14 protein-coding genes are annotated in these 15,385 nt (G+C 48.4%); all 14 read left to right on the forward strand.

Going from position 1 to position 15,385, the window contains the following annotated elements:
* The first annotated feature begins 28 nt into the window (after positions 1-28).
* The gene (gene tilS / locus M3191_RS16785) at positions 29-1,462 is read left to right on the forward strand and encodes a tRNA lysidine(34) synthetase TilS (RefSeq protein WP_251701510.1); all 1,434 of its coding nucleotides are present in this window, start codon (positions 29-31) and stop codon (positions 1,460-1,462) included.
* Complete coding sequence (gene hpt, locus M3191_RS16790; RefSeq protein WP_251701511.1) at positions 1,443-1,985, forward strand: hypoxanthine phosphoribosyltransferase; 543 nt, start codon at positions 1,443-1,445, stop codon at positions 1,983-1,985. The genes tilS and hpt overlap by 20 nt, the downstream gene beginning before the upstream one ends.
* A gap of 220 nt (positions 1,986-2,205) precedes the next feature.
* Entirely contained in the window at positions 2,206-4,233 is a 2,028-nt protein-coding gene (gene ftsH / locus M3191_RS16795) for an ATP-dependent zinc metalloprotease FtsH (protein ID WP_251701512.1), read from the forward strand.
* Between the two features lie 249 nt (positions 4,234-4,482).
* Positions 4,483-5,247: a type III pantothenate kinase gene (locus M3191_RS16800; protein ID WP_251701513.1), complete on the forward strand. Its 765-nt coding sequence runs from the start codon at positions 4,483-4,485 to the stop codon at positions 5,245-5,247.
* A 15-nt stretch (positions 5,248-5,262) separates the two neighbouring features.
* Complete coding sequence (hslO, locus tag M3191_RS16805; RefSeq protein WP_251701514.1) at positions 5,263-6,150, forward strand: Hsp33 family molecular chaperone HslO; 888 nt, start codon at positions 5,263-5,265, stop codon at positions 6,148-6,150.
* Complete coding sequence (locus tag M3191_RS16810) at positions 6,128-7,051, forward strand: peptidyl-prolyl cis-trans isomerase (RefSeq protein ID WP_251701515.1); 924 nt, start codon at positions 6,128-6,130, stop codon at positions 7,049-7,051. Before hslO ends, M3191_RS16810 begins: the two co-directional genes overlap by 23 nt.
* 178 nt (positions 7,052-7,229) lie before the next feature.
* Positions 7,230-8,156, forward strand: coding sequence for a cysteine synthase A (gene cysK, locus M3191_RS16815; protein ID WP_251701516.1), 927 nt, complete (start codon positions 7,230-7,232; stop codon positions 8,154-8,156).
* 114 nt (positions 8,157-8,270) lie between these two features.
* A complete protein-coding gene (locus tag M3191_RS16820) occupies positions 8,271-9,686 on the forward strand; it encodes an anthranilate synthase component I family protein (RefSeq protein WP_251701517.1) in 1,416 nt (471 codons plus the stop codon).
* A 16-nt stretch (positions 9,687-9,702) separates the two neighbouring features.
* Positions 9,703-10,551: an aminodeoxychorismate lyase gene (gene pabC, locus M3191_RS16825; protein WP_251701518.1), complete on the forward strand. Its 849-nt coding sequence runs from the start codon at positions 9,703-9,705 to the stop codon at positions 10,549-10,551.
* A 4-nt stretch (positions 10,552-10,555) separates the two neighbouring features.
* Positions 10,556-11,410 carry a dihydropteroate synthase gene (folP, locus tag M3191_RS16830; protein ID WP_251701519.1) on the forward strand — a complete coding sequence of 285 codons (855 nt, stop codon included), beginning with the start codon at positions 10,556-10,558 and terminating at the stop codon, positions 11,408-11,410.
* 22 nt (positions 11,411-11,432) lie between these two features.
* On the forward strand, positions 11,433-11,801 hold the full coding sequence (gene folB, locus M3191_RS16835) for a dihydroneopterin aldolase (protein ID WP_251701520.1): 369 nt from the start codon (positions 11,433-11,435) through the stop codon (positions 11,799-11,801).
* A complete protein-coding gene (folK, locus tag M3191_RS16840; RefSeq protein WP_251701521.1) occupies positions 11,798-12,301 on the forward strand; it encodes a 2-amino-4-hydroxy-6-hydroxymethyldihydropteridine diphosphokinase in 504 nt (167 codons plus the stop codon). The genes folB and folK overlap by 4 nt, the downstream gene beginning before the upstream one ends.
* Before the next feature lie 118 nt (positions 12,302-12,419).
* Positions 12,420-13,397 (forward strand): tRNA dihydrouridine synthase DusB, encoded by a 978-nt coding sequence (dusB, locus tag M3191_RS16845; protein WP_251701525.1) that lies wholly within the window; start codon positions 12,420-12,422, stop codon positions 13,395-13,397.
* Positions 13,398-13,511: 114 nt separating this feature from the next.
* Entirely contained in the window at positions 13,512-15,002 is a 1,491-nt protein-coding gene (gene lysS / locus M3191_RS16850; protein ID WP_251701522.1) for a lysine--tRNA ligase, read from the forward strand.
* Positions 15,003-15,385 lie beyond the last annotated feature (383 nt).

A 15,385-nucleotide genomic window follows, 5' to 3' on the forward strand; every position in this document is an offset into this window, starting at 1 on the left:
GAAGAGACAATAATGTGGAGGGCGAAAAATGCAGGCATTCGAAAGGAAAATCCTTGAATTTATTCATAAAGAGAAATTGCTGTCATCGGGTCGCAGGGTCTTAGTCGCATGCTCGGGCGGGGTGGATTCAGTCGCACTTTTGCTCTTCATGGCCACAATTCGCGAAAAACTGCGGATTGAAGTGGCTGCCGCCCATGTCGATCACATGCTGCGCGGGCAGGAGTCAGCGGATGATGGCAAGCTTGTAAAGGGACTATGCGAAAAGCTTGGAATACCTTTCTTCGGCGGGAATGTACCCGTACCCTCCATCTTGAATGAGGAAGGTGGAAATATGCAGGACGTCTGCCGTACTGGAAGGTATGCCTTTTTCACTGAAGTGATGCAGGCGGGACATTATGACGTACTGGCGACAGCGCATCACGCCGAAGACCAATTGGAGACGGTGCTCATGCAAATGTCCAAGGGGAACACCCCTTTCGGCATACCATTGAGCCGGAAAATCGATGGCGGTAGCATCATCAGGCCATTCCTTCCAGCAATGAAGGAAGAGCTGCTGACCTATGTGAAGGAGCGGGGGGCACAATTCAGGGAGGACCCCAGCAATGATAGCGACGCTTATTTGCGGAATCGGCTCCGCCGCCATGTCGCGCCGGTCATCATGTCGGAAAATCCTTCCGCGGCATTGAATACCGTCAAAATGACGGTGGCGCTGCAGGAGGATGAATTGCTCTTGGGCAGTCTTGCAAAGGAGCATTTCGCGTCCATTGTTACGTTCACTGAAGACGGGCTTCCGACCTTCTCCTTGGATCTTTTCAGCAGCATGCACACTGCTTTACAAAAGCGCTTCATTCCACTACTATTGAATTATCTATACTTCGGGGAAATCAAACCTGTAGAATATAACACAGCACTTTTGAATCAATTGCATCACCATCTGTCCGCAAGTGCAGGAAATGTCACGATCGATCTTCCAAGAGGATACCGATTCGTGAGGGAATACGGCAATGTTTCGATTGTGGAAGAGATGCCGATTCCGGATACATCCCTTCGCAAGCTGGAAAAGGGCGAATGGACAATCTGGGGGGATATGCTGTTATATTGGGGCGATGCGGATGTAATGGAAGCGGACGCGTTGGAAACGATGTATTTCGATTTACCCAATGCTGATTTGCCGCTTTACGTAAGGGGCAGAAAAGACGGTGATCGTCTATTGCTTCCAGGCATGACCCGGCCGAAGCGCTTGTCCAGATTGTTCATTGACGAAAAGATCGGTGCCGAACAACGAAGGAAGATACCGGTCGTCACAACTGCGAACGAGGAAATATGCGCCATTCCTGGCGTACGATATGGCATCCAGTTCAGGGAACGGAAAACAGAACAGGAAAAGTACATATTCAAAATGAAAAAACGTGAAAATCTTAACGGAAAAGAGAGGGAACTCGATGTTGCAGAAAGATATTGAAGAAGTACTCATCACAGAAGAACAGATCCAGGAGAAAGTTGCGGAACTTGGTGCCGTGCTGACAGCGGATTATCATGATAAATTCCCGCTTGCAATCGGTGTCCTTAAGGGAGCATTGCCGTTCATGAGCGACTTGATCAAACGGATCGATGCGTATATTGAATTGGATTTCATGGATGTATCCAGTTACGGAAATGCAACAGTCTCATCAGGAGAAGTGAAAATCGTCAAAGACTTGAATGCAAGTGTTGAGGGCCGCGACGTCTTGATCATCGAAGACATTATTGACAGCGGTAAAACATTGAATTATTTGGTCGAACTCTTCAAATACCGGAAAGCGAAATCCATAAAAATCGTAACGTTGCTTGACAAACCGACAGGCCGAAAAGTGGACTTGAAAGCGGACTATGTCGGATTCCTTGTACCAGACGCATTTGTTGTCGGTTATGGACTTGATTACGCAGAAAAATATAGGAATTTGCCTTATATCGGTGTATTGAAAAAGGAAATCTACTCTTTCTGAAAGCTTTTCAACAAACCTTTACAAGGGGCGGTGGAAAGCTTTTTCCATAGTAGGCCCGAAGTTGGCATACTAGTATCTAAGAGTGTGGACCCGTAAGCATAAGCGGTGAAAAGTGAATTTCGTTTTCTGTGCCTTAAAAAGGCATTTCCTTTGTAGGTTGAATCTGTTATATGATAAGATTTACAATAGTTTTCTGTTGAAAGAAATGAGGAGGCTTGGGATGAATCGTATACTTCGATACTTTCTATTATACGGATTGATCTTCCTTGCAATTATGGGGATTTTCAGTTCACTAAATAATCCGAATCCGAAAACTAAAGAGATTCGGTATGATCAATTTCTCACAGAACTAAAAAAAGGCGAAATTGAAACAATGTCGTTTCAACCCGTCCGTGGTGTTCTGACCGTTGAAGGTACTATGAAGGGTTATGAAGAGGGAGAGAAGTTTACGACAAATATCCTGGTGGATGATTCCACCGTCATGGATGAAATACGTGAATTACGTGCAGTCGGGACAACGAATAACCCTGAGATCCAAATTCTGCAAGCACCTGAAACAAGTGCATGGGTAGCCTTCTTCACAGGATTAGTTCCATTCATTATCATCATCATTCTATTCTTCTTCCTATTGAATCAAGCACAAGGCGGCGGTGGCGGCCGAGTCATGAATTTTGGGAAAAGCAAGGCGAAGCTCCATTCCGATGATCGTAAAAAGGTCAGATTCACAGACGTTGCGGGTGCGGATGAAGAGAAAGCCGAGCTTGAAGAAGTTGTGGATTTCTTGAAAGATTCACGTAAATTTGTTGAACTTGGAGCGCGTATTCCAAAAGGGATCCTTTTGGTCGGACCTCCTGGTACAGGTAAAACGCTTTTGGCGCGTGCTGTTGCTGGTGAAGCCGGCGTGCCGTTCTTCTCGATTTCCGGTTCGGATTTCGTTGAGATGTTTGTCGGGGTCGGGGCATCCCGTGTCCGTGACTTGTTCGAAAATGCGAAAAAGAATGCACCTTGTATTATCTTTATCGATGAAATCGATGCAGTCGGACGTCAACGGGGTGCTGGTCTCGGTGGCGGACATGACGAGCGTGAGCAGACGTTGAATCAGCTCTTGGTTGAAATGGATGGGTTCGATGGAAACGAAGGGATCATCATCGTTGCCGCGACGAACCGTCCGGATATCCTCGATCCTGCACTTCTTCGCCCAGGACGCTTCGACCGTCAAATCACTGTCGGCCGTCCGGATGTAAGAGGCCGTGAAGCGGTCTTGAAAGTACATGCGCGAAACAAGCCGCTTGATGAAACAGTCAATTTGAAAGCTCTTGCACAACGGACGCCTGGATTCTCGGGTGCTGACTTGGAAAACTTGTTGAATGAAGCTGCGTTAGTCGCAGCTAGACGGGGCAAGGCGAAAATCGATATGTCTGATATCGATGAAGCGACGGACCGTGTCATTGCAGGACCAGCTAAAACGAGCCGGGTCATTTCCGAAAAGGAAAGGAACATCGTCGCATTCCACGAAGCAGGTCACGTCGTTGTCGGACTTATGCTGGATGACGCTGAAATCGTCCATAAAGTGACGATCGTTCCTCGCGGCCAGGCCGGCGGATATGCGGTCATGTTGCCGAAAGAGGACCGTTACTTCATGACGAAGCCTGAACTTCTTGACAAAATTGCCGGCCTCCTCGGAGGGCGTGTAGCGGAAGAAATCGTCCTTGGGGAAGTATCCACGGGTGCCCACAACGACTTCCAACGCGCTACGGGTATTGCGCGTTCCATGGTGACGGAATACGGTATGAGCAAAAAGCTCGGACCGATGCAATTCGGCCAGGCGCAAGGCGGCAATGTCTTCCTTGGAAGAGACTTCAATTCCGAACAGAACTATTCCGAATCGATCGCATATGAAATCGACCAGGAAATGCAGCGCATCATTAAGGAACAGTATGAGCGCACAACTACTATACTGACCGAGCACCGCAACTTGCTCGACTTGATAGCAACAACGCTACTCGAAGTGGAAACGTTGGATGCAGAGCAGATCAATCACTTGAAAGATCATGGCACTTTGCCTGAGCGTCCATATGAACAAAATGGAAACGGCTCACAACCGAAAATGGATGATGCAGAAGCTGAAAAAGATTCCGTCCATCCCGATTCGATAGGCGCGCCTGCAGATCCTTCCATCGGAGATCTGCCGAAGGAGAATAGTGGAGATCAGCCACTTCCTCCAATCGATGAACATAGAAGAGATTAACGAAACGCTCCAACTTAAAAGGTAACATTCCAGTCGACTGCTTTTTAAGGCAGTCGGCTGTTTTTATTTATATCCAATGTCGTCCAGCTGCAGGCGACAGCTTCTCGGGTCGCTTCGGTTTTGAAAGAAAAGGCAAGGAGCGCCTTTTTTTCAAAACCTCCACCGCCTGTCGAAGCTAACCGTCGCCCTCCGCTTTTGGTTTGTGGTATGATACTGTGGAAAATGACGAATGTTAGCGAGGAAAAGAAAATGATTCTAGTATTGGATACAGGAAATACGAATATCGTTCTTGGCGTTTATGATAAAGGAGAATTGAAGCACCATTGGCGCATGGAAACGTACAGGCAAAGAACGGAAGACGAATATGCCATGTCCGTGAAAGCGCTATTTACCCATGCAGGCCTTAGTTTTGAGGATATTAATGGCATCATCATTTCCTCGGTCGTTCCGCCGGTCATGTTCCCGCTTGAACAGATGTGCAGGAAGTATTTTAACTTACGTCCGCTCATCGTCGGTCCTGGCGTTAAAACAGGGTTGAATATAAAATACGAAAATCCCCGTGAAGTGGGTGCAGACCGTATCGTCAATGCGGTTGCGGCCATCCATGATTATGGCTCTCCGCTCATTATTGTCGATTTCGGAACTGCGACGACATTTTGTTATGTGAACGAAAAGGGCGAGTATATGGGCGGCTCTATTGCGCCTGGTATCGGCATTTCCATGGAAGCATTATTCGATCGGGCATCTAAATTGCCCCGTGTCGAATTGACGCGGCCAGACCATATTATCGGCAAGAACACCGTAGCCGCGATGCAAGCAGGAATTGTTTATGGGTATGTAGGACTTGTTGAAGGTATCGTCGGAAGGATGAAAGCGCAAAGTAAGGTGGAACCGACCGTCATTGCTACGGGTGGGCTTGCCGAATTGATCGCCAGTGAAACGAAAGTGATTGACATCGTAGACAATTTCCTTACATTGAAAGGGCTTCATTTGATTTATGAAAGAAATGTTTGAAGGGAGTAGTTATGAATGACAGATTATTTGATAAAAGCATTGGCTTATGAAGGGACGATTCGTGCCTATGCGGTGAATTCGACAAATGCAGTGGCCGAGGGACAGAAAAAGCATCATGTATGGCCGACAGCTACAGCTGCTTTAGGCAGGACGATGACAGCGGCGCTAATGATGGGGGCTATGCTGAAAGGCGATGACAAACTGACGGTGAAAATCGAAGGGAATGGCCCCGCCGGACCGATTGTCGTCGATGCTGATGCCAACGGAGATGTAAAAGGATATATCACCCATCCGCACACCCATTTTGAATTGAACGAACAAGGGAAACTTGACGTTCGACGCGCTGTGGGCACGGAAGGGATGTTGACGGTTGTTAAAGACCTTGGTTTACGCGACTTTTTCACGGGACAAGTTCCGATTGTTTCGGGTGAAATCGCGGAAGACTTCACTCAATATTTCGTTGTATCAGAGCAGGTGCCTTCAGCGGTTGCATTAGGTGTCCTTGTTAATCCGGATAATACTGTAAAGGCTGCAGGAGGCTTCATCATCCAAGTGATGCCGGGTGCGACGGAAGAGACGATCAGCGCGCTTGAGAAAAAGCTTGCAAACGTTGAACCGATTTCTAGGATGATTGACCGTGGATTGACGCCTGAAGAAGTACTCGGGGAAGTTTTAGGGAAAGACAATGTTGAAGTCCTCGATCGCATGGACGTTGCATTTCGATGCAATTGCTCCAAAGAACGTTTCGGCAACGCGCTTATCGGACTTGGAGAGCAGGAAATCCGTGAAATGATTGATGAGGATGGCCAGGCGGAAGCTCAATGCCATTTCTGTTTAGAGAAGTATCTATTCACAAAAGAAGAGCTTGAAGGATTTATCGATGAAATACGGTCAAGGTCGTAACGTCCAGGAGACGGTCCCTCCAAGAAGGAAATTGAAAACGAAACCGCTTGTTTTCCTGATCGGCATCCTATTTGCCTGTAACGTCCTTTGGTTTATCGGATGGCTCATACCTGACAAATCGAAGCAACCCGATGAAGAGGTTGCTTCGGTCGCGGGTGAGGCAATTACGAGGGCGCAGTGGATGACTGCTATGGAAAAGGAAGTCGGGCGGGAAGTGCTTCTTGATCTCGTTAACAATAAAGTGATGGAGACGGCAGCAAAGAAATACGGCATCGAAGTGACTGACAAAGAGATCGAACTTGAACTCGCATTGATCACTTCGGTGGATGGCCGATCCCACTCGGGTCTGGATATTGAACAAACCAGGCAAAAAATTCGTTCCCACCTCATTCTGGAAAAGGTTTTGTCGAATGACGTCGTCATTGATGATGGATCTGTGAAATCTTTTTATGATAAAAATGAGTCTCTCTATAATATCTTAACTGCTTATCGGACTTCCGTTATCATTGTTCCGACCAAGGAAGAGGCGGAGCAGGCGTTGGATGAGTTGGCTAAGGGGTCAAGCTTCAATGCCATGGCAAAAGAGATATCGACCGATCTTGCGTCGGCAAGCCTCGGCGGTGACATCGGCTATATAAATGCTGAGACGGAGACGATCGACCCAACAATCTACAAAGCTGCGTCAAAACAGAAAGAAGGCAAGATCGGGGACGCTATCAAGCTGCAGGACGGTACATACGCTATTATCCTAGTGAATGAAGTGGTGGAAGGCAGGGCATTCTCCTTTGAAGAAGTGAAAGAGCATATTAAACGCGAGCTCGCCATTGAACAGCTTCCGCAATCGGTCAATCCCGAAGCGTTCTGGAAAGAGTTTGATGCAAAATGGTTTTACGGAAAATGAAATGAAAGCTGTTTGGACCTCATGATAAATGAGTGGTTCTGAACAGCTTTTTTAGATTATACAATTGAAAAAGGGGAAATAGTATAGGAGGCATTATTGATTGACACTGGTCACAATTCGGGTGTACTATTAATACAATAAAACATATCAAATAAGTAGGGATTAGGAGTGGGTAAGAATGAATAGAGTCGGGAACACGATTGCGGATCTTGTTGGGAAAACGCCGCTCGTCAAGTTGAACCGTATGGCGAATCCGGACAGCGCTGATATTTATTTGAAACTGGAATACTTCAATCCGGGATCGAGTGTCAAAGATAGGATAGCGCTTGCAATGATTGAGGCCGCGGAACAATCCGGGGATTTGAAGGAAGGCAGCACGATCATTGAGCCAACGAGCGGAAATACGGGCATCGGTCTAGCGATGATTGCAGCAGCGAAAGGGTATAAGGCGGTCCTAGTCATGCCGGACACGATGAGCTTGGAGCGCCGGAACCTGCTGCGTGCTTATGGAGCGGACCTTGTCCTGACACCTGGGTCGGAAGGGATGAAAGGGGCTATCGGAAAAGCGGAAGAGCTTGCCGAGAAGAATGGCTGGTTCATGCCGCAGCAATTCAATAACGAAGCGAATCCGGAAGTGCACCGTCTGACGACAGGGCCGGAAATTGCAGATGCGCTCGATCGTGTCGATGCATTCATTTCAGGAATTGGCACGGGGGGCACGATCACCGGGGCAGGTGGCGTATTGAAAGAACGTTTCCCGGACGTAAAGATTATCGCTGTGGAACCGACCGATTCAGCAGTCCTTTCAGGCGGTAAACCGGGACCGCATAAAATCCAAGGAATCGGCGCAGGCTTCATTCCGAAAGTGCTCGACACGGACATTTACGATGAAATTATCCAAGTGACGAATGACGAAGCATATGATACAGCAAGAAGAGCGGCGCGGGAAGAGGGAATCCTGGGCGGTGTCTCCTCCGGGGCGGCGATCTTCGCGGCAATCCAAGTTGCAGAAAAGCTCGGGAAAGGCAAGAACGTCGTTGCTATCCTTCCGTCGAACGGTGAACGCTACTTGAGCACCCCGCTTTATCATTTTGAAGAAGAATAAAAGATGTTCATTGAAGAGAGCTAATGAGGCTCTCTTTTTCTATTGCTAAAGGTAGCCTAAACAACACGTAACACGTTAAGATAACTATATTAAATGGAGCTGGGGGAAAATGAAATGGATAGATTGCATCCTGATTATAAAAAGACCGGAATGACGAAGGAGCAATTTTTTTATGCCTATAAAGAACTTGCGAAAACAGCGGAAAAGCATATTTTACTGGAAAGTGGGCGAACGGGTAAGCTATGCATCGCAGGTATTGATCCGCTTGTGACGTTGATAAGCAAGCAGCCTCAATCACTGAAGCTTGAATGGCGTGACGGGAAGAAGGAAGTGCGGGAAGGTGAACCGCTTGAGCAGTTAAACGAGTTCGTCGAATCGATGCAAATTGACAATGTGCCCGAGTTGCCGGACTTCCAAGGGGGAGCCATCGGGTTCGTCAGCTATGATTACGCTCGTACATACGAACCGATTCCTCATATTGCTGTGGATGACCTCGAAACGCCGGACATTTTCTTCTACTTGTTTGACCGATGGGCCGTCCTCGATCTCGAAACCGAAACCGCCTATTTCATGACGCTGCCCGGACGAGGGTTGGATGCGTCAGAAGTGGAGAGGGAATGGATGGAGGCAGCGGAAGTTGGCATCGGGGAGCGTGTCCTCGCGCCGGCTAGTCGCACAATTGATTATACAAGACCTGAAAATGTGGAAGTTTCGGTAACCGGACCTCAATTCGAGCAGATGGTGCGCGATGTGCAACGCTATATTGCGGATGGCGATGTCAATCAAGTCAACTTGACTGTCCGTCAATCGAAGAAGCTTTCCGCCGATCCGCTTTCGATGTATGCAGCACTGCGATCTTTCAATCCATCGCCATATATGGCGTCGATCGGAGCAAAGGAGTTCGCTGTCGTTTCCGGCTCTCCTGAATTATTGCTGAAAAAACGCGGAACGGACTTGAGTACTCGTCCGATCGGGGGAACGAGGCCGAGAGGAGCAACGGAAATCGAGGACGAAGCGTTCGAGATGGACTTGCTTTCAGATGAAAAGGAGAAAGGTGAGCATGTTATGCTTGTCGAACAGGAGCTTGAGGACTTCGGACAAATCTGCATTCCGGAAACGGTGGAAACGGATGAATTCATGGTCATTGAGCGTTATTCGCATGTTATGCATCTCGTTTCAAATGTAAAAGGGACGGCGGCTCCCGAACTATCGAACGCCGCTATCATCAGAGGAGTCTTCCCTGGAGGCTCGATCACCGGCTCGCCAAAGCTGCGCACGATGGAAATCATCGAGGAGTTGGAGCCGACGCGGAGAGGCTTATATACGGGGGCTATCGGTTGGATCGGCTTTAACGGTGACATGGATTTGAATATTGTCATCCGGACAGCGTATATAAAGGATGGAGTCGCTCATATCCAAGCGGGTGCCGGGCTTGTTGCGGACTCCGATCCGAAAGCGGAATACGAGGAGTCGCTCAATAAGGCAAGGGCGCTCTGGCAGGCGAAGGAAATGGCCGAAGCGGCTGAATGAAAGGAGGAACACCTCCATGCTATGTTGGATGAACGGTGAATTTGAACAGGCGGAACAATTGCAGATATCCCCGTTCGATCACGGATTTCTCTATGGAGCAGGTTTTTTTGAGACGTTCCGTACATATGAAGGGCATGTGTTTCTATTCAAAGAGCATATGGAGCGGCTTCGCGCAGCATTGCGTGAATACCGGATTGCAATGCCTTATTCGGACGAGGAGATTTTGGAGGCGATCCGAGGGCTGCACGTCCGTTCGGGCGAACGAGACGGGTATTTCCGTCTGAATGTGTCGGCGGGTGTGCACGATATCGGCTTGGCTCCTTCCGAATACAAGTCGCCGAACGTCATCCTGTTCAGGAAAGACCTTGCGGTGGTGCCGCGGGGAACGGAAAAGAAGGCTGTATGGCTTGAGACGGAAAGAAATCTCCCCGAAAGCAGGATCCGCCACAAGTCGCATAACTTCCTGAACAATGTGCGCGGGCGATTGGAACTCCCTTCATTGAAGGAGTTGGAAGGGATCTTCCTCACGGCATATGGCCATGTCGCTGAAGGTGTGACATCCAATGTGTTTTGGGTGAAGGATGGAGCATTATACACGCCGTCAACAGAGACGGGGATTCTGCCCGGTCTTACGCGGGGCTTTTTATTGAAGCTCGGAGAGGAAGCTGGCATGGATATACATATCGGGCTGTTTGCGAAAAGTGAAGTCGAGCAGGCGGATGAAGTGTTCGTTTCGAACTCAATTCAAGAGCTCGTTCCTCTTTCTACTGTCGGCGAGCGGTCGATGCCTGGAGCTACAGGGGCTTATTATCAAAAATTGCATCGATTATACGTGTGGGCGATCGATCGAATGAAGGAAGGGTAAAGACATGGAATTATCAAAAGCGAAAGAGATATACCGTTTAGGGAACACCGAACTTGCTTTCAAAAAGGAGACGGCTGTCATGGGCATCTTGAATGTCACGCCGGACTCCTTCTCGGATGGAGGCAAATACGGGCAAATCGATGCAGCTTTGAAGCGAGCGGAAGAAATGCTCCGGGATGGAGCGAAAATCATCGATATTGGCGGCGAGTCGACCCGACCAGGCCATGCACCGGTCTCAATCGAATTGGAAATGGAGAGGACGGTACCGGTAATTGAGGCGTTGGTCCGGGAACTGGACTGTGTCATTTCAATTGATACGTATAAGGCGGACGTAGCGGAAGCCGCTTTGAAAGCCGGCGCTAAAATCGTGAATGATGTATGGGGCGCGAAACGTGAGCCGAGGATTGCAGAAGTGGCTGCGGCTCACGGAGCACCGATCATCCTTATGCATAATCGGGAGTCAGCGGTTTACGAAGGTTCATTCATGGATGAAATGATTTCGGACTTGGAGGAAAGTGCAGCAATCGCGCGAAAGGCAGGAGTGCCGGAAAGCAATATTTGGCTCGATCCGGGTATCGGCTTTGCGAAGGATACTAAACAGAATGTATTGGCGATGCAAGGGCTTCGCCGTATTTCGGATATGGGGTACCCGCTTCTGCTTGCGACATCCCGTAAACGAATGATCGGCAATATACTGAATCTGCCGGTCGACGAACGGATGGAAGGTACAGGCGCAACGGTTTGCTATGGCATCGAGCATGGATGTCATTTGGTTAGGGTGCATGACGTGAAGGAAATGTCGCGCATGGTAAGGATGATGGATGTGTTAGCGGGTAAGGCGGAAGTGCGAGTCGACTGATCGGGAATTGGAGGGTGCGAAGATGGATTATATTCATTTGAATGAACTGGAGTTTTACGGTTTTCACGGCGTGTTGAAGGAAGAGACGGTGCTAGGGCAGCGTTTCCGGGTGAATGTATCGCTGGCGGTCGATTTGGCGGAAGCGGGTGCAACGGATGATTTGGAGAAGACGGTCAATTACGCAGAGGTGTTTGAAGTGTGCCGTTCTGTCGTCGAAGGGGAGCCGAGGAAACTGATCGAATCGGTCGCTGAGGAGATTTCCCGGCTCATTTTAGTGGGGTTCGCCGAGCAAGTCCGTGGCGTCCGTGTCGTCTTGATAAAACCTGATCCGCCGATCCGCGGACATTATGCTTCCGTGTCGGTGGAAATTACGAGAGGGCAATTCTCATGAACATTGCATACCTCTCTATTGGATCCAATATCGGTGACAGGCTGCATCATCTGAAGGAGGCGGTCCGTGCACTTCATTCCCACGAAGGAATTGACGTGACGAAAATATCTTCCATCTATGAGACTGCGCCCGTCGGTTATACGGAGCAGGCGGACTTTCTTAACTTGGCCGTCTCTATTGCGACTTCATTGGATCCGTTTGAATTATTGGCAGCATGCCAACAGATTGAGAACGGGCTCGGCCGTGTACGTGAAATCAGATGGGGCCCACGGACTGTAGACCTTGACATTTTGCTGTATAATAACGACAATATTGAAGCGGAGAATCTAATTGTGCCGCATCCGAGAATGGGTGAACGTGCATTTGTTCTCGTTCCTTTATTGGAAATCGCGCCTTCAATCTTACATCCTGTGACGGGAACCCCGTTTGCAGTGGAAGCTCCTGATGAAGAGGGCGTTTTGCTTTGGAAGAAAGTTAAGGAAGTCGGGCAGTTGCTATGATTCGGCGATTTTCCGGCTCTACCTATAAATAGTATGAAAACCGATCCGTGTAATTGGAGAAAGGAGAGAAGGAGTGAGTGATTTAATAGAGCGACCGTTTAAAATCGGCAATATTACGATGGATAACCGGGTCGTGCTCGCCCCTATGGCAGGCATTTGCAACTCGGCGTTCCGTTTGACTGTGAAAGAATTCGGCGCGGGCCTTGTCTATGCTGAAATGATCAGCGATAAGGGGATTGTCTCAAAGAATAGTAAAACGCTGAACATGCTTTATATAGATGAACGTGAAAATCCGCTATCCCTGCAAATCTTCGGTGGTGAGAAGGAAACTCTCGTTGAGGCGGCGCGATATGTCGACCAGCATACGAATGCGGACATCATTGATATTAATATGGGCTGCCCTGTAAATAAGATCATCAAGTGCGAAGCTGGTGCCAAGTGGCTTCTCGATCCAGACAAGATCTATGAAATGGTGTCTGCGGTCGTCGAGGAAGTTGACAAGCCCGTCAGCGTCAAAATGAGGATCGGTTGGGACGATGCGCATATTCTTGGCGTCGAAAACGCACAAGCTGTCGAACGTGCAGGCGGCGCTGCGGTCGCCGTCCATGGACGTACCCGATTGCAGATGTATGAAGGAAAAGCGAACTGGGACGTCATTCGTCAGATGAAGGAGGCAGTCTCCATCCCGGTCATTGGCAACGGGGACGTTGAAACTCCGCAAGATGCAAAAAGGATGCTGGAAGAAACGGGCGTGGACGGCGTCATGATCGGACGGGCGGCTCTCGGAAACCCTTGGATGATTTACCGGACGGTGCGCTATCTTGAAACCGGCGAACTGATGGATGAGCCGAATGCCCGCGAGAAGATCGATGTATGCCTACTGCATTTCGAGCGGCTGATGGCGCTGAAGGGTGAACATGTTGCAGTCAGAGAAATGCGTAAACATGCTGCTTGGTATATGAAGGGCATTCGTGGCAATGCTAAGATTCGAAATGATATCAACGCAATGGAAACTGCCGGCGGATTGATCAGCTTGCTAAATCAGTTCGCGGAAGAGATGACGGAAAGAGAACAGTCTGCAGTCAGTGTCGGATAATGCAGCAGCGATGCGGGCCGCCAATCTAGTGGCGGCTTTTTTTACATAAAGAGTTTGTGTACAATAGGAGCATGCCATCCGGCGTGAGGGATAACTTATGAAGGAGTGAAGGAAATGTCCCATTTGGATGAATTGAACGATCAGCTTCTGGTGAGACGCCAGAAGATGGATGAATTGCGGAAGAGTGGTTTAGACCCGTTCGGCGCAAGATTCGAGCGGACGCACCTATCCAATGAAATCCGCGAAGCCTGTGAGGGTCTTTCGAAAGAGGAATTGGATGAAACGGTGCATGAAGTGAAAATTGCTGGGCGGATCATGACGAAGCGTGGTAAAGGGAAGGCTGGGTTTGCCCATATCCAGGACCTAGGCGGCCAGATTCAAATCTACGTCCGTCAAGATGCAATCGGCGAAGAGGCTTATGACATATTCAGCCACGCGGATCTAGGGGATATCATCGGAATCAAAGGTAACGTCTTCAAAACGAAAGTCGGCGAACTTTCCATTAAAGCGACTGAATTCACGTTTCTGACAAAAGCTCTTCGTCCGTTGCCGGATAAATTCCACGGATTGAAGGACATCGAGCAACGGTATCGTCAACGATATCTAGACTTGATCATGTCAGAGGAAAGCAGAGAGACGTTCATCATGAGAAGCCGCATTATCCAATCGATGCGCCGCTATTTGGATGAACAAGGCTTCCTCGAAGTTGAGACGCCGATGCTGCATTCGATTGCGGGAGGAGCAACAGCCCGTCCATTCATTACACACCATAACGCTTTAGACATGACACTATACATGCGTATAGCGATCGAGCTTCATTTGAAACGACTTATTGTCGGTGGTCTCGAAAAGGTGTACGAAATCGGCCGTGTTTTCCGTAATGAAGGAATCTCAACAAGGCATAACCCTGAATTCACGATGATTGAACTATATGAAGCTTACGCGGATTATAAAGACATTATGGAACTGACGGAAAATATGGTCGCTAACATCGCACAAGATGTCCTCGGTACAACGCAGGTGAAATACGGTGAAGATATCATCGACCTAGCGCCGGGCTGGAAACGTCTGCATATGGTGGATGCAATCAAGGAATATACAGGCGTCGACTTCTGGAAGCAGATGACGAAGGAAGAAGCGCATGCACTTGCAAAGGAACATGGCGTTGAAGTGGCGGGCATGATGGATGTAGGTCATGTGCTGAATGAATTCTTCGAGCAGAAAGTTGAAGAGCAACTTGTTCAACCGACATTCATCTACGGACATCCGGTGGAAATTTCTCCGCTTGCGAAGAAAAATCCCGAAGATGAACGTTTCACTGACCGCTTCGAATTATTCATCGTGCGGCGCGAGCACGCAAATGCATTTACTGAGTTGAATGATCCAATCGATCAGCGCGCCCGTTTCGAAGCGCAGATGGTTGAAAAGGAGCAAGGCAACGATGAGGCGCACGAAATGGATGAAGACTTCATAGAAGCACTCGAATATGGACTTCCTCCAACAGGAGGTCTTGGTATAGGTATTGACCGTCTCGTCATGCTGTTGACCAACGCCCAATCAATTCGTGATATTCTCCTCTTCCCACAGATGAGACATAAAGAGTGATTAGATATAGATTGAGAAGCGCCGTGCAATCATGGTCAAAACAATGATTGCGCGGCTTTTCCTTTCTCTTTGAATCAAAAAGGAAACTTTTTCGAAATAAGTCTTGCAATCAAAAACACAGGGTGGTATAGTAATAAACGTTGCGTTTCCGCTAAGTGAATTGCTTAGAAAACAACTTAAAACTTTTTAAAAAAAGTTGTTGACATCGGAATTGCGAACATGGTATTATATAAGAGTTGCTTCTGACGGAGCGACGCACAATGAACCTTGAAAACTGAACAGCAAAACGTCAACAAATAAAGTTCTGGAGCCGACCTCGTCGGTGAAAAGAACAAACGAATCTTCGGATTCAAATTGACATCTTAATTGATGCCAGCAAGAAA

The sequence above is a fragment of the Sporosarcina luteola genome, from assembly GCF_023715535.1.
Lineage (GTDB): Bacteria > Bacillota > Bacilli > Bacillales_A > Planococcaceae > Sporosarcina > Sporosarcina luteola_B.

Excerpts from the sequence above, each read along its gene's own strand:
- tilS (WP_251701510.1), top strand. The coding sequence starts at position 29 with ATGCAGGCATTCGAAAGGAAAATCCTTGAATTTATTCATAAAGAGAAA.
- hpt (WP_251701511.1), top strand. The coding sequence starts at position 1,443 with ATGTTGCAGAAAGATATTGAAGAAGTACTCATCACAGAAGAACAGATC.
- ftsH (WP_251701512.1), top strand. The coding sequence starts at position 2,206 with ATGAATCGTATACTTCGATACTTTCTATTATACGGATTGATCTTCCTT.
- M3191_RS16800 (WP_251701513.1), top strand. The coding sequence starts at position 4,483 with ATGATTCTAGTATTGGATACAGGAAATACGAATATCGTTCTTGGCGTT.
- hslO (WP_251701514.1), top strand. The coding sequence starts at position 5,263 with ATGACAGATTATTTGATAAAAGCATTGGCTTATGAAGGGACGATTCGT.
- M3191_RS16810 (WP_251701515.1), top strand. The coding sequence starts at position 6,128 with ATGAAATACGGTCAAGGTCGTAACGTCCAGGAGACGGTCCCTCCAAGA.
- cysK (WP_251701516.1), top strand. The coding sequence starts at position 7,230 with ATGAATAGAGTCGGGAACACGATTGCGGATCTTGTTGGGAAAACGCCG.
- M3191_RS16820 (WP_251701517.1), top strand. The coding sequence starts at position 8,271 with ATGGATAGATTGCATCCTGATTATAAAAAGACCGGAATGACGAAGGAG.
- pabC (WP_251701518.1), top strand. The coding sequence starts at position 9,703 with ATGCTATGTTGGATGAACGGTGAATTTGAACAGGCGGAACAATTGCAG.
- folP (WP_251701519.1), top strand. The coding sequence starts at position 10,556 with ATGGAATTATCAAAAGCGAAAGAGATATACCGTTTAGGGAACACCGAA.
- folB (WP_251701520.1), top strand. The coding sequence starts at position 11,433 with ATGGATTATATTCATTTGAATGAACTGGAGTTTTACGGTTTTCACGGC.
- folK (WP_251701521.1), top strand. The coding sequence starts at position 11,798 with ATGAACATTGCATACCTCTCTATTGGATCCAATATCGGTGACAGGCTG.
- dusB (WP_251701525.1), top strand. The coding sequence starts at position 12,420 with ATGGATAACCGGGTCGTGCTCGCCCCTATGGCAGGCATTTGCAACTCG.
- lysS (WP_251701522.1), top strand. The coding sequence starts at position 13,512 with ATGTCCCATTTGGATGAATTGAACGATCAGCTTCTGGTGAGACGCCAG.